The organism is Streptomyces sp. PA03-1a (genome assembly GCF_033792805.1).
In the GTDB taxonomy this organism is placed as follows: Bacteria; Actinomycetota; Actinomycetes; order Streptomycetales; family Streptomycetaceae; genus Actinacidiphila.
The window spans coordinates 35741-48562 of the sequence record NZ_JARAVO010000002.1; the positions used below are offsets into that span (position 1 = coordinate 35741).

The window sequence follows — 12822 nt, forward strand, 5'->3', positions numbered from 1 at the left end:
GGGTGCCGGCAGGGACTGCCCTACGAGGAGGGAAGTTCCTTGATCTGTACGTTCCGGAAGGACACCTGGTCGTCGGCCCCGTGGTTCTGCAGGCCGATGTAGCCGTCCTTCAGGCTGCGGGCGGGGTCGGTGTTGGTGAAGTCGTTGATCTTGACTCCGTTGAGGAAGACCTGGAGCCGTTCACCCTGGACCTTGATCTCGTAGCTGTTCCACTGGCCCGGGGGACGCAGCACCTGGTCGCGGGCCTTGAGGTTGGCCGACTTGAAGCTGTAGACGGAGCCGGTGGTGCGGTCGGGGGCGTCGGAGGCGTCGATCTGGATCTCGTAGCCCTTGTCCACCGCTGACCAGGGGTCGTCGGAGGCCGGGAAGCCCACGAAGACACCGGAGTTGTCGTCGCCGTCCATCTTCCAGTCGAGCTTCAGGGAGTACGCGCCGTACTGCTTGGCCTGGTACCACAGCAGGCCCATGCCGCCCTCGGTGCGCAGTTCACCGTCGACGACGTTGAACTTGCCGGGGCCCGCCTGCTTCCAGCCCTCCGAGGTGTACCCGTTGAACAGGTCGCGGTAGCCCGTCTGCGGCTTGCAGTCGGCCTTGACCTGTCCGACGGCGTAGCGCAGTCCGCCCAGGAGGTGCTGGCGGAAGGCCGGCTCGGCGTAGGACTCCTTGGTGTGCCCGAGACCGGTGTAGAAGGAGCGCCCGGACTGGTAGGTCTGGCACCACGCGATCGGGTGGTCGCCCTTCATCGTGCCGCCCTGGTAGGTGGTCTCGTCCAGGGTGGCGAGGACGCGGGCCTGGCCGCGCGGGTTGGTGCGGTAGTTGTACCACTCGTCGGTGCGCTCCCAGCCGGCCTCGTCGAGGTGCGCGGTGGCGGGGTGCGTGTGGTCCTCGGCGCGGACGGTGGCCTTCTGGATCTGCGGGTGCCCCTGGAAGTAGGCGCCGACGAGGCCGCCGTAGAAGGGCCAGTCGTACTCGGTGTCGGCGGCGGCGTGGACGCCCATGTAGGCGCCCCCGCCCTTGACGTAATTCTCGAACGCCTGCTGCTGATCGGCGTTGAGGACGTCACCGGTGGTCGACAGGAACACCACCGCGTCGTAGCGCGCCAGGTTGTTGCTGGTGAACTGACGCGGCTCCTCGGTGGCGTCGACGGTGATGTTGGCGGTGGCGCCGAGCTCCTTCAGCGCGGCGACGCCGGTGGGGATGGCGTCGTGGCGGAACCCGGCGGTCCTGGAGAAGACCAGGACGCGCTTGGCGGCGCGGTCTGCCGGGACGTTGGAGAGCTCGAAATCGTCGAGGTCGTAGAGCGCCCCGGAGCCGCCCTTGAAGACCAGGAACAGCTCGGTGGTCTTCTTCGGCACGGCGCGCAGCGGTACGTCGATCTCCTGGAAGGTCTCCCAGCTGCCGGTCACCGGTACGGGGGCGGAGCCCAGGATCGGGCCGGTCGCCGAGCCGGTGCGCACCTCGAGGAAGCCACCGGAGCCTCCGGAGGAAACGCGGGCGGTCAGCCGGACGGAGCCGGTGAGGTTGTAGGGCTTGAAGGAGATCCAGTCGCCGTCGTCGATGTTGCCGACGGTGCGGCCGCCGTGGGCCTCGGCCTTGTCGAAGAGGTCGACGCCGGACGAGCCCGTGAAGTGCTCGGCCTGCCGGTGGCGCGGCTGCAGCTGCGCCTGGTCGTGGCCGGGCAGCGCCTCCTGGCCGCCGCCCCCGCCGTCGGTGTACTCGGCGTCGATGACGCCGAAGATGTTGGCGTTGGGGTCGTGGCCGCCGTCGGCGGAGGTCTTGATGGCGCCGGAGCAGCCGTTAACGGAGGTCACGGGGTGGCCGTGGCTGTCGTGGCCGAGGACGTAGGTGACCTTGACCTTGGAGCAGTCGACGGTCCCGTCCTCGGGGTCGGTGACGGTCACCTTGAACGGGATCTCGTCGCCGAAGCTGAACAGGGCCCCCTCGGCGGGTAGTTCCAGGGTCACCTTGGGCGCGGTGTTGCCGACGACGACCTGGACGCTCGCGGTCGCGGTGCGCCCGGTCGGGTCCTTCACCGTGAGGGTCGCGGTGTAGGTGCCGTTCGTACGGTAGGTGTGCGCGGGGTCGGCCGCGGTGGAGGTGCCGCCGTCGCCGAAGTCCCAGCTGTAGGCGAGCGTGTCGCCGTCGGGGTCGGTGGTGCCGGCCGAGGAGAAGGTGACCTTCAGCGGTGCGGTGCCCGAGGTCTTGTTCGCGGACGCCTCGGCGCTCGGGGAGCGGCCGTCGGTGGCGTTCTCGATCCGGTAGAGGGCGGAGTGCTCGTCACCGCCGAACCAGGCGGTGCCGTAGTCGAGGACGTACAGCGCGCCGTCCGGGCCGAAGGCCATGTCCATGATCTGCGTGCCGGTCCAGGGCACGTCGTTGATGGACTGGACCGTGCCGTCCTCGCCCTGGTCGATGCGCTTGATCCAGCGGCGCCCGAACTCGCCGGCGAAGAAGTCGCCGTCGTAGGCCTCGGGGAACTTCACCGGGGAGTCCAGTTCGGGGTCGTACCGGTAGACCGGGCCGCCCATGGGGGACTCGGAGCCGGAGCCGAACTCGGGCACGGAACCGCCGTCGTAGGGGATCCACGCGGCCTGCGCGGGCGGCAGGTCGGTCAGGCCCGTGTTGTACGGCGAGTCGTTCTTCGGCGCGGCGCAGTCGAAGGTCGCGCCGGACTGCCCGGTCGCGAAGTCGTAGTCGACGTACGGGTCGTTGTCGCCGGTGCAGAAGGGCCAGCCGAAGTTGCCGGCCTTCGTCACGCGGGCGAACTCGACCTGGCCGCCGGGGCCGCGCTTGGGGTCGGCCGCGCCGGCGTCGGGTCCGTAGTCGCCGACGTAGGCGATGCCGGTCTTCTTGTCGACGCTGAAGCGGAACGGGTTGCGGAAGCCCATGGCGTAGATCTCGGGCCGGGTCCTGTCCGTGCCCGGGGCGAAGAGGTTGCCCTCGGGGATCGTGTACGAACCGTCGTCGGCGACCTTGATCCGCAGCAGCTTGCCGCGCAGGTCGTTGGTGTTGCCGGAGGTGCGGCGGGCGTCGTAGGCGGGGTTGCGGCCCGGGCGGTCGTCGATGGGCGCGTAGCCGTCGGAGGCGAAGGGGTTGGAGTCGTCGCCGGTCGACAGGTACAGGTTGCCCTGGGCGTCGAAGTCGATGTCACCGCCGACGTGGCAGCAGATGCCGCGGGTCGTGGCGACGTCGAGGACCTTCTTCTCGCTGGCGTTGTCGAGGGTCCAGTCGGCGTTCAGCGTGAAGCGCGAGAGCCGGTTGACGCCGTCGAACTTGGCGAAGTCCTCGGCCGTCCCCTGGTCGGGGGCGTCGCCTGCGGGGGTGTCGAGCGGGGGCGCGTAGTAGAGGAAGATCGCCCGGTTCTCGCTGAAGTCCGGGTCGATGCCGACGCCTTGGAGGCCCTCCTCGTCGTGCGTGTAGACGGGGACCGTTCCGATCACGGTGGTGGTGCCGGCGGCGTCGGTCCTGCGCAGCTCGCCGTCGCGCGAGGTGTGCAGCACGCTGCGGTCGGGCAGGACCGCGAGGGACATGGGCTCGCCCGTCTCGGGCTCCCCCTTGGCGAGGGTGACCTGCTGGAACTCCTCCGCCGCCGCGGCCGCGGGCTCCGTGTCGAGGGGCCGGGCCGAGGCGCCCAAGGGGGCGGAGATGACGAGGGACGTGGCGGCGAGGAGGCCGCCGGTGAGGAGCGCGAGTCCCTGCCGGAATCGGGTTCTGGATGCTCCGGGCCGTTTTCTGTGCACGTGTGTCCTCCGGGAAGGTCGTACGGGCGGATGCAGCTGCCGTGCGGAAGATCCGGGGACCGGCGTGCGCCGTCACGCTGGTCGGGTGCCGCTCAGGACCGGCCTCGTGTTTCAGGCCTGTGTCCTGTACACCTCAGGGACGGTAGCCGGGTTCGTCCCGGACCGAAAGGCCTTGCGCGGTGAATAAGTTGAACTTTCTCCAGCGCCAGGACAAAGCTGGGCCCGGGCAGCCCGACAGGCCCGGCGGCGGCGGCCGCCGGGCTGCGGGATGTGTGCTGTGACCTGCGGTGACGCCTAGTCGTTGCCTCCGAACGCGGCGTCGAAGGACGCCGCAGGCGGATCGAAGTCGTACCGCTTCAGGAGGGAAAGCGCTTCCGGGGCGCCCGCGAGGCGGTCCATCCCGGCGTCCTCCCACTCGACGGAGATCGGGCCGTCGTATCCGATCGACCGGAGCATCCGGAACACGTCCTCCCACGGCACGTCGCCGTGCCCGGCCGAGACGAAGTCCCAGCCGCGCCGCGGGTCGCCCCACGGCAGGTGGGAGCCCATGCGCCCGTTGCGGCCGTCGAGGCGCTTGCGGGCCTCCTTGCAGTCGACGTGGTAGATGCGGTCCTTGAAGTCCCACAGGAACCCGACGGGGTCGAGGTCCTGCCACACGAAGTGGCTCGGGTCGAAGTTCAACCCGAAGGCCGGCCGGTGGCCGACGGCCTCCAGCGCGCGGTGCGTGGTCCAGTAGTCGTAGGCGATCTCGGCCGGGTGGACCTCGTGGGCGAAGCGGACCCCCTCGGCGTCGTAGACGTCCAGGATCGGGTTCCACCGCTCGGCGAAGTCCTCGAAGCCGCGCTCGATCATCCGCTCCGGGACCGGCGGGAACATGGCGACCAGGTGCCAGATCGACGAGCCGGTGAAGCCGATGACGGTGCGCACCCCGAAGGCGGCCGCGGCGCGCGCGGTGTCGGCCAGCTCGCGCGCGGCCCGCTGCCGGACGCCCTCCGGCTCACCGTCGCCCCAGATCCGGGCGGGCAGGATCCCCTTGTGGCGCTCGTCGATCGGGTTGTCGCAGACGGCCTGTCCGACCAGGTGGTTGGAGACCGCCCAGCACTTCAGGCCGTACTTGTCGAGCAGCGCCCGCCGCCCGTCCAGGTAGGCGGGGTCGGCCAGGGCTTTGTCGACCTCGAAGTGGTCGCCCCAGCAGGCGAGTTCGAGCCCGTCGTAACCGAAGTCGCGGGCGAGCCGGCAGACCTCCTCCAGGGGCAGGTCGGCCCACTGGCCGGTGAAGAGGGTGAAGGGTCGTGGCACGGCGAGGGCCTCCTCGATACGGGCGTGGTCAGGCGGGGACGGGGGTGTAGACGGCGTTCTTCTCGGCGCTCTCCTCCACCGCCGCCAGGACCCGCTGCACCTGCAGCCCGTCGGCGAACGACGGCGCCGGGGCGACCCCTTCGGCGATCCCGAGGACGAGGTCGCGCGCCTGGTGGGTGAAGGTGTGCTCGTAACCGAGCGCGTGGCCGGGCGGCCACCACGCCTCCAGGTACGGATGGCCCGGCTCGGTCACCAGGATCCGCCGGAAGCCGGCCGAGTCGGCGGGCTCGGTGTGGTCGTGGAACGACAGCTCGTTCAGCCGCTCCAGGTCGAAGGCGAGCGAGCCGCGCTCGCCGTTGATCTCCAGCCGCAGGGCGTTCTTGCGCCCCGAGGCCATCCTCGTGGCCTCGAAGGAGGCGAGCGCCCCCGAGGCCAGCCGCCCGGTGAACAGCGCCGCGTCGTCGACGGTGACCGGCCCCCGCCGGGTGCTCCCGGAGCCCGACAGCCCCGACGACGTGCCGGCCAGCTCGGGCCGCTCCCGTACGAACGTCTCGGTGAGCGCCGAGACCCCCACCAGGTGCTCCCCCGCCAGGTACTGCGCGAGGTCGACGGCGTGCGCGCCGAGGTCACCGAGCGCCCCGGAGCCCGCGTACTCGCGCTTCAGCCGCCAGGTCAGCGGGAAGTCCGGGTCGACGAGCCAGTCCTGGAGGTAGGTCACCCGCACGTGGCGGATGGTGCCCACCCTCCCGTCCGCGATGAGCCGGCGGGCGTAGGCGACCGCCGGCACCCGCCGGTAGTTGAAGCCGACCATGGCCACCTGGCCGCGGGCGGCCGCCAACTCGGCCGCCGCGGCCATGGCCTCCGCCTCGGCGACCGAGTTGGCCAGCGGCTTCTCGCACAGGACGTGCTTGCCCGCCTCGAGCGCCGCGATGGCGATCTCGGCGTGGCTGTCCCCGGGGGTGCACACGTCCACCAGCTGGACGTCGTCCCGGTCCACCAGTGCCCGCCAGTCCGTCTCCGCGGCGGCCCAGCCGTGCCGGGCGGCCGCGGCCCGCACCGCCCCCTCGTCCCGGCCGCCGATCGCGGCCAGGACGGGCCTCATCGGCAGGTCGAACACGCGGCCCACGGTGCGCCACGCGTGGGAGTGGGTGGCGCCCATGAAGGCGTAGCCGACCATGCCGATGCCGAGCGCCGGCGAAGCGGCCCCTGCCTCACTGTCTTCCTTGCCGGCCATATCAGCCATGCCGTTGCTCCTCGTCGGTTGCTCGGTTCGGACGGGCGGGGCGGATCTGTTAGATGAAGCCCGTCGGCAGGTACTCGTCGACGTTCTCCTTGGTGACGACGGCCGAGTACAGGGTGATCGACGCGGGGATCTCCAGCTCCGACAACCCGCCGACGCCCTTCTTCTGTCCGAGCGCTCGGGCCAGGTCGATGGCGGAGGCGGCCATGGTGGGCGGGTACAGGACGGTCGCCTTCAGCACGCCGTTGTCGGCCTTGATGGCGTCCATCGCCGACTTGGACCCCGCGCCGCCGACCATGAAGAACTCGTCACGGCCCGCCTGCGCGATCGCGCGCAGGGCACCGACGCCCTGGTCGTCGTCGTGGTTCCACAGCGCGTCGAACTGCTTCTGCGCCTGCAGCAGCTGGGCCATCTTGGCCTGGCCGGTCTCGACGGTGAACTCGGCGGCCTGCCGGGCCACCTTCCTGATGTTGGGGTAGTTCTTCAGAGCGTCGTCGAAGCCCTGGGTGCGCTGCCGGGTCAGCTCCAGGTTGTCGATGCCGGCGAGCTCGACGACCTTGGCGTCCGGCTTGTCCTTGAGCTGCTCGCCGATGTAGCGGCCGGCGTTGAGCCCCATGCCGTAGTTGTCGCCGCCGATCCAGCAGCGGTACGCCTGCGGGGAGGCGAAGATCCGGTCCAGGTTGATCACCGGGATGCCGGCCTTCATGGCCTGCAGGCCCACCTGGGTGAGGGCCTTGCCGTCGGCCGGCAGGATGACCAGGACGTCGACCTTCTTGTTGATCAGCGTCTGGATCTGCCCGATCTGGGCGGCGGTGTCGTTGGAGCCCTCGGTGATCTCCAGCGTCACCTCGGAGTACTTCGCGGCGCGGTCCTTGGCGTTCTGGTTGATGGCGTTGAGCCAGCCGTGGTCGGCCTGCGGGCCGGCGAAGCCGATCGTGACCGGCGTGCCGGGCTTGTCGTCGGCGGCCGGGGCCTTGGTGGCGGCCGTGCCCGCCTTCTTCGGCTCGTTGCTGGTGCAGGCGGTGAGGGCCGCTCCGGCGGAGACGGCGGCGGCGCCGAAGAGCAGTCCTCTGCGGCTGGTGACCGGGATTCGTGGCATGGCGGTGAAACCCTCCGGGATAGGGCGGTGCGGGGCGCGTGCGGGTTGTCGGGTGGAGCGGGGGCGACGGGCTGTGTCAGCCGTCGCCGTTGCGCACGGTGCTGCGCTGGACCAGGACGGCGGCCACGATGATCGCTCCCTTGGCGATCTGCTGGACGGCGCTCTCCAGGTTGTTGAGGGCGAAGATGTTCTGGATGGTGATGAACACCAGGACGCCCAGGACGGAGCCGACGATCGTGCCGCGGCCGCCGCTGAGCAGCGTGCCGCCGATGATCGCTGCGGCGATGGCGTCGAGTTCGTAGAGGTTTCCGTTGGTGTTCTGGCCCGAGCCGGACAGGATGATCAGCATGAAGGCCGCGATGCCGCAGCACAGCCCGGACAGCAGGTAGAGGTAGAGCCGCTGCCGGCGGACGTCGATGCCGGCGAGGCGGGCCGCCTCCGCGTTGCCGCCGACGGCCACGGTCCGGCGCCCGAACGTCGTCCGGTTCAGCACCAGCCAGCCGATGACGGTGACCCCGGCGAAGACCAGCACCAGCGGCGGGATGCCGAGGACGTAGCTGGCGGGAAGGCCGAGGTCGAGCACCGAGTTCACGGTGACGATCTGCGTCTTGCCGTCGGTGAGGTACAGGGCGAGCCCGCGTGCCGAGGCGAGCATGGCGAGGGTCGCGATGAACGGCACCATGCCGCCGTAGGCGATGAGCACCCCGTTGACCAGCCCGCAGCCGACGCCGACGACGACCGCGGTGAAGAGGATGCCCGCGAAGCCGTACTCCTGGGTGGCGAGGGTCGTCGCCCACACGGAGGAGAGCGCGACGATCGCGCCGACGGACAGGTCGATGCCCCCGCTGGTGATCACGAAGGTCATGCCGACGGTGACGACACCGATGACGGACGCCTGCGTGAGCACCAGTTGGAGGTTGGAGACGTCCAGGAAGGCGTCGGGCTGTGTGATGCCCCCGACCAGGACGAGGGCGGCGAGGACGCCGAGCAGGGACAGGTTGCGGACGTCGGCGTGGAGCCCCAGCGCCGGACGCCGGCCGCCGCCCTTCGTGACGGGGGACGCGTCCGCGGGCGGCGTCGGTGCCTGCGGGGCCTGGGAAGCGGGCTGTGTCATCAGCTCGGGCTCCCTTCCATGACGAGGTCGAGTACGCGGTGTTCGTCCAGCTCCGTCGCGGGCGCCGTGTGCACGACGCGTCCCTCACGGAGCACCAGCACCCGGTCCGCGAGCCCCAGGACTTCGGGGACCTCGCTGGAGACGAGGAGTACGGCGAGCCCGTCGTCGGCGAGCCGGCGGATCACCGCGTACAGCTCGGCGCGGGCGCCGACGTCGACGCCCCGGGTCGGCTCGTCGAGCAGCAGGACGCGGCAGCCGCGCAGCAGCCAGCGGGCCAGGACGGCCTTCTGCTGGTTGCCCCCGGACAGGGTGCGCACCCGGGCGTCGGGGTTGTCGGGCCGCAGCGACAGCGACCGGGTGGACTCCTGTGCGGCCCGTCGTTCCTCCCTGCGGTCGAGCCAGCCGGCCCGGGAGAAGCGGGCGAGCGTGGACACCGACACGTTGCGCGTGACGGACTCCAGCATCAGCAGTGCCTGCGCCTTGCGCTCCTCGGGCGCCAGTCCCAGACCGGCGCGGACGGCGGAGCGGACGCTGCCGGGTTTGAGGGGCCGGCCGTCGACGGTCACCCGGCCGGCGGTGGGCTTCCTGGCACCGTAGAGCGTCTCGAGGATCTCCGACCGTCCGGAGCCCACGAGTCCGGCGAGCCCGACGATCTCCCCCGGACGCACTTCCAGGTCCACGGCGGCGAACTCGCCGTCGCGGGCGAGCCCTTCGACCCGCAGGACGGGATCGCCGGAGCGCGGTCCCGCGGGACGCGGCGGAAAGACGTACTCGACGTCACGGCCCGTCATGAGGGCGACGATGTCGCGCGTGGGCATCGACTTGGCGGGGAGTCCGCCGGCGACCGCGCGGCCGTCCTTCAGGACGGTGACCCGGTCGCCGACGCGGCGGATCTCCTCCAGCCGGTGGGAGATGTAGACGACCGCGACGCCGTCTGCGGTCAGCTGCCCGACGATGCGCAGCAGGTTGTCGGTCTCCTCGGGGTCCAGCGCGGCGGACGGCTCGTCCATGACGATGAGGCGCACGTCGTGGGAGAGCGCCCGGGCCATCGAGACGATCTGCTGCTGGGCGGCCGAGAGGTCACCGACGCGGCGGGCGGGGTCGATCTCGGGGTGGCCGAGCCGGCGCAGCAGGACGGCCGCTTCACGGCGTGCGTCGCGTCCGCGCACGACGAAGCCGGCGGTGGTCGGTTCGTGGCCGAGGAAGACGTTCTCGGCCACGGACAGCCCCTCGACCAGGTCGAGTTCCTGGTAGATGGTCGCGATGCCGAGCCGCATGGCGGCGATCGGCGACTTCAGCGACACCGGTTCCCCGCGCCAGGTGATCTCCCCGCCGTCGGGCTGGTGGGCCCCGGCGAGCACCTTGATGAGGGTGGACTTCCCCGCGCCGTTCTGGCCGAGGAGGCAGTGCACCTCGCCGGCCTGGACGTCCAGGTCGACGCCGTCCAGGGCGCGGACGCCGGGGAAGGACTTGGTGATGCCGGACATGGTGAGCAGCGGCGCCGCTGTCGCGGGCGGCGGTGCCGGTGGTTGTGGTGCCATGACGATCCCCTCGGCGGGTGCGGGTGACACGTACGCGTGCGGAGCGTGCAGTGGAGCCGGTGGTGCCGTGGTGCCGGTGGAGCGCTTGGCCGGTGGGGGGATCAGGCCGGGGAGAACACGTGGTCGCTGATGAGCCGGGCCGCGCCGATCACGCCGGCGGTGGGGCCCAGTTCACCCAGGACGATGGGGAGGTTGCCGGTCGCCAGGGGCAGGGACTGGCGGTAGACCTGGCTGCGGATGCTGGCGAGCAGCGTGTGGCCGAGGCCGGTGACGCCGCCGCCGATCACGACCAGTGCGGGGTTGAAGAAGCTGACGAGCCCGGCGATGACCTGCCCGACGCGGTTGCCCCCCTCGCGGATGAGTTCGAGTGCCGCCGCGTCACCGACCGCGGCAGCCGCGGCGACGTCGACGGCGGACAGCTGACCGGCCGCCTCGAGCCGGGCCGCGAGGGCGGCGGACCGCCCTGACCTGGCCGCCTCCAGGGCGTCCTGGACGAGCGCGGCGCCGCTGAAGTGGGCCTCCAGGCAGCCCTTGTTGCCGCAGGCGCAGGCGCGTCCGTCGGCCTCGACCCTGATGTGGCCGATGTCGCCGGCGCTGCCCGTCACACCGCGGTGCACCTCTCCGCCGACGACGATGCCGCAGCCGATGCCGGTGCCGATCTTGACGCAGAGGAAGTCGCCCACGGAGCGCGCGACCCCGGCGTGCTGCTCCCCCATGGCCATCAGGTTCACGTCGTTGTCGACCATGACGGGGCAGCCCAGTTCCTGGCTGAGTGCCTCGCGGACCGGGAAGCCGTCCCAGCCGGGCATGATCGGCGGGGCGACGGGGACGCCCTCGGGGAACCGCACCGGCCCCGGTACCCCGATGCCCGCGCCGTCGAAGCCTTCGGCGAGGCCGGCGGCCTTGAGTTTGGCGGCCATTTCGAGGATCCGCTCGAAGACGGCGACCGGTCCCTCACGGACGTCCATCGGGTGGTTGAGGTGGCCGAGCACCTCCAGCTCGGCGTTGGTGACGGCGACGTCGACCGAGGTGGCGCCGATGTCGACGCCCAGGAAGCGCAGGCCCGGGGCGAGCCTGATGTTGTGCGAACGCCGCCCGCCGCGCGAGGCGGCCAGGCCGTCCGCGACGACCAGACCCGTCTCCAGCAGCCGGTCGACCTCGACGGCGAGCTTGGAACGGGACAGGTCGATCTGGTCCCCCATCTGGGCACGGGAGTTGGGACCGCCGTCACGGAGCAGCCGCAGGAGCCGCGCCTGATGCGCGTTGGCGGGTCGAGCTGTCATGCGTCTCATGTGCCCCTCACCTCCCCCGGCCGTCGGCATGGGGATACCGGACCGGCGTCGGCCGGTCCCGCTCCGTCAGGCTTTCGATGGGAAAGTAGCAGCGCCCGTCCAGTGGGGGAAGAAGTTGCGCAGGAATCAGCAAGGTCTTTTTCCGGTTCCAGGACAAAGTCCGGAAGAGGTCAACTCACCTGCGGGCAGGGGGCGTGGGCGCGCCCGGAACGGCACGCACGGAGACGACGTGGCGAACCGGGGGTGGGACGGGCCCGTCACGGCGGACGGTGCCCGCCGTCGGTCACACCGGCGAGAAGACGTGGTCGCTGATCAGGCGCGTGGCCCCGACCACGCCCGCGGTCGGGCCGAGTTCACTGAGGACGATCGGCAGGTTGCCAGTGGCCAGCGGCAGCGACTGGCCATACACCTGACTGCGGATGCTCGCCAGGAGGGTGTGCCCCAGACCGGTGAGACCGCCGCCGATCACGACGAGTCCGGGGTTGAAGAAGCTCACCAGGCCGGCGATGACCTGGCCCGTGCGGTTGCCGCCCTGCCGGATGAGGTCGAGGGCGGCACCGTCCCCGGCCGCCGCGGCGGCCGCCACGTCGGCGGAGGTGAGCGTCCCGGCAGCGGCCAGCCGGTCGGCGAGCGCCGCCGATTCCCCGGCGGCCGCCGTGGCGGCCGCGTCCCGGGCCAGGGCGCTCCCGCCGAAGTAGGCTTCGAGACAGCCGCGGTTGCCGCAGGCGCAGGAGATGCCCCCCGGCACCACCTGGATGTGACCGATGTCCCCGGCGCTGCCGGTGACCCCGCGGTAGACCTGCCCGCCCACGACGATGCCGCAGCCGATGCCGGTCCCGATCTTGACGAAGAGGAAGTCCCGCACGGAGCGGGCGACCCCGGCGTGCTGCTCCCCCAGCGCCATGAGGTTCACGTCGTTGTCGACCAGGACGGGACAGCCGAGTTCCTGGCTCATGGCCTCCCGGACGGGGAACCCGTCCCAGCCGGGCATGATCGGTGGGGCGACCGGCACGCCGTCGGGGAACCGCACCGGCCCGGGCACTCCGATCCCCGCCCCGTCGAAGCTCTCCGCGGCGCCGGTGGCGCGCAGTTCGGCCGCCATCGCCAGCACCTGCTCGAACACGGCGACGGGCCCCTCGCGCACGTCGAACCGCGCGGCACGGTGGCCGAGCACCTCCAGCTCGGCGTTGGTGACGGCGACGTCGACCGAGGTGGCGCCGATGTCCACGCCCAGGAAGCGCAGCGAGGGCGCGAGGCGCACGTTGTGGGAGGGCCGTCCGCCGCGGGAGGCGGCGAGGCCGTCGGGGACCACGAGGCCCGTCTCCAGGAGGCGGTCGACCTCGACCGCCAGCTTGGACCGGGAGAGTTCCACCTGGTCGCCGAGCACGGCCCGCGACTGCGGGCCCGCGTCGCGCAACAGGCGCAGCACTCGCGCCTGGTGCCCGTTCGCCGGACGGGCCGTCATCCGTCTCACGTCGCGCCTCTCCCTCGCCGGTG

8 protein-coding genes are annotated in these 12822 nt (G+C 71.5%); all 8 read right to left on the reverse strand.

Translation table 11 applies throughout. The annotated features are described in order from the left end of the window. Positions 1-20 precede the first annotated feature (20 nt). Positions 21-3740 carry a ThuA domain-containing protein gene (locus tag PV341_RS00850; RefSeq protein WP_500356337.1) on the reverse strand — a complete coding sequence of 1240 codons (3720 nt, stop codon included), beginning with the start codon at positions 3738-3740 and terminating at the stop codon, positions 21-23. A gap of 294 nt (positions 3741-4034) precedes the next feature. Further along, a complete protein-coding gene (locus PV341_RS00855) occupies positions 4035-5039 on the reverse strand; it encodes a sugar phosphate isomerase/epimerase family protein (RefSeq protein WP_499515840.1) in 1005 nt (334 codons plus the stop codon). Between the two features lie 28 nt (positions 5040-5067). Beyond that, the gene (locus PV341_RS00860) at positions 5068-6282 is read right to left on the reverse strand and encodes a Gfo/Idh/MocA family protein (RefSeq protein ID WP_500356339.1); all 1215 of its coding nucleotides are present in this window, start codon (positions 6280-6282) and stop codon (positions 5068-5070) included. 49 nt (positions 6283-6331) lie between these two features. Next, entirely contained in the window at positions 6332-7369 is a 1038-nt protein-coding gene (locus PV341_RS00865) for a substrate-binding domain-containing protein (protein ID WP_500324910.1), read from the reverse strand. An 85-nt stretch (positions 7370-7454) separates the two neighbouring features. After that, positions 7455-8492, reverse strand: a complete 1038-nt coding sequence (locus PV341_RS00870; protein WP_499515838.1) for an ABC transporter permease — start codon at positions 8490-8492, stop codon at positions 7455-7457. Next, a complete protein-coding gene (locus PV341_RS00875) occupies positions 8492-10033 on the reverse strand; it encodes a sugar ABC transporter ATP-binding protein (protein ID WP_500324640.1) in 1542 nt (513 codons plus the stop codon). Before PV341_RS00875 ends, PV341_RS00870 begins: the two co-directional genes overlap by 1 nt. A 101-nt stretch (positions 10034-10134) precedes the next feature. Continuing rightward, positions 10135-11316, reverse strand: coding sequence for an ROK family protein (locus PV341_RS00880; protein WP_500324639.1), 1182 nt, complete (start codon positions 11314-11316; stop codon positions 10135-10137). A gap of 292 nt (positions 11317-11608) precedes the next feature. After that, positions 11609-12790 (reverse strand): ROK family protein, encoded by a 1182-nt coding sequence (locus PV341_RS00885; RefSeq protein ID WP_500356378.1) that lies wholly within the window; start codon positions 12788-12790, stop codon positions 11609-11611. Positions 12791-12822: the final 32 nt, after the last annotated feature.

Excerpts from the sequence above, each read along its gene's own strand:
- PV341_RS00860 (WP_500356339.1), bottom strand. The coding sequence starts at position 6,282 with ATGGCTGATATGGCCGGCAAGGAAGACAGTGAGGCAGGGGCCGCTTCG.
- PV341_RS00870 (WP_499515838.1), bottom strand. The coding sequence starts at position 8,492 with ATGACACAGCCCGCTTCCCAGGCCCCGCAGGCACCGACGCCGCCCGCG.
- PV341_RS00875 (WP_500324640.1), bottom strand. The coding sequence starts at position 10,033 with ATGGCACCACAACCACCGGCACCGCCGCCCGCGACAGCGGCGCCGCTG.
- PV341_RS00880 (WP_500324639.1), bottom strand. The coding sequence starts at position 11,316 with ATGACAGCTCGACCCGCCAACGCGCATCAGGCGCGGCTCCTGCGGCTG.
- PV341_RS00885 (WP_500356378.1), bottom strand. The coding sequence starts at position 12,790 with ATGACGGCCCGTCCGGCGAACGGGCACCAGGCGCGAGTGCTGCGCCTG.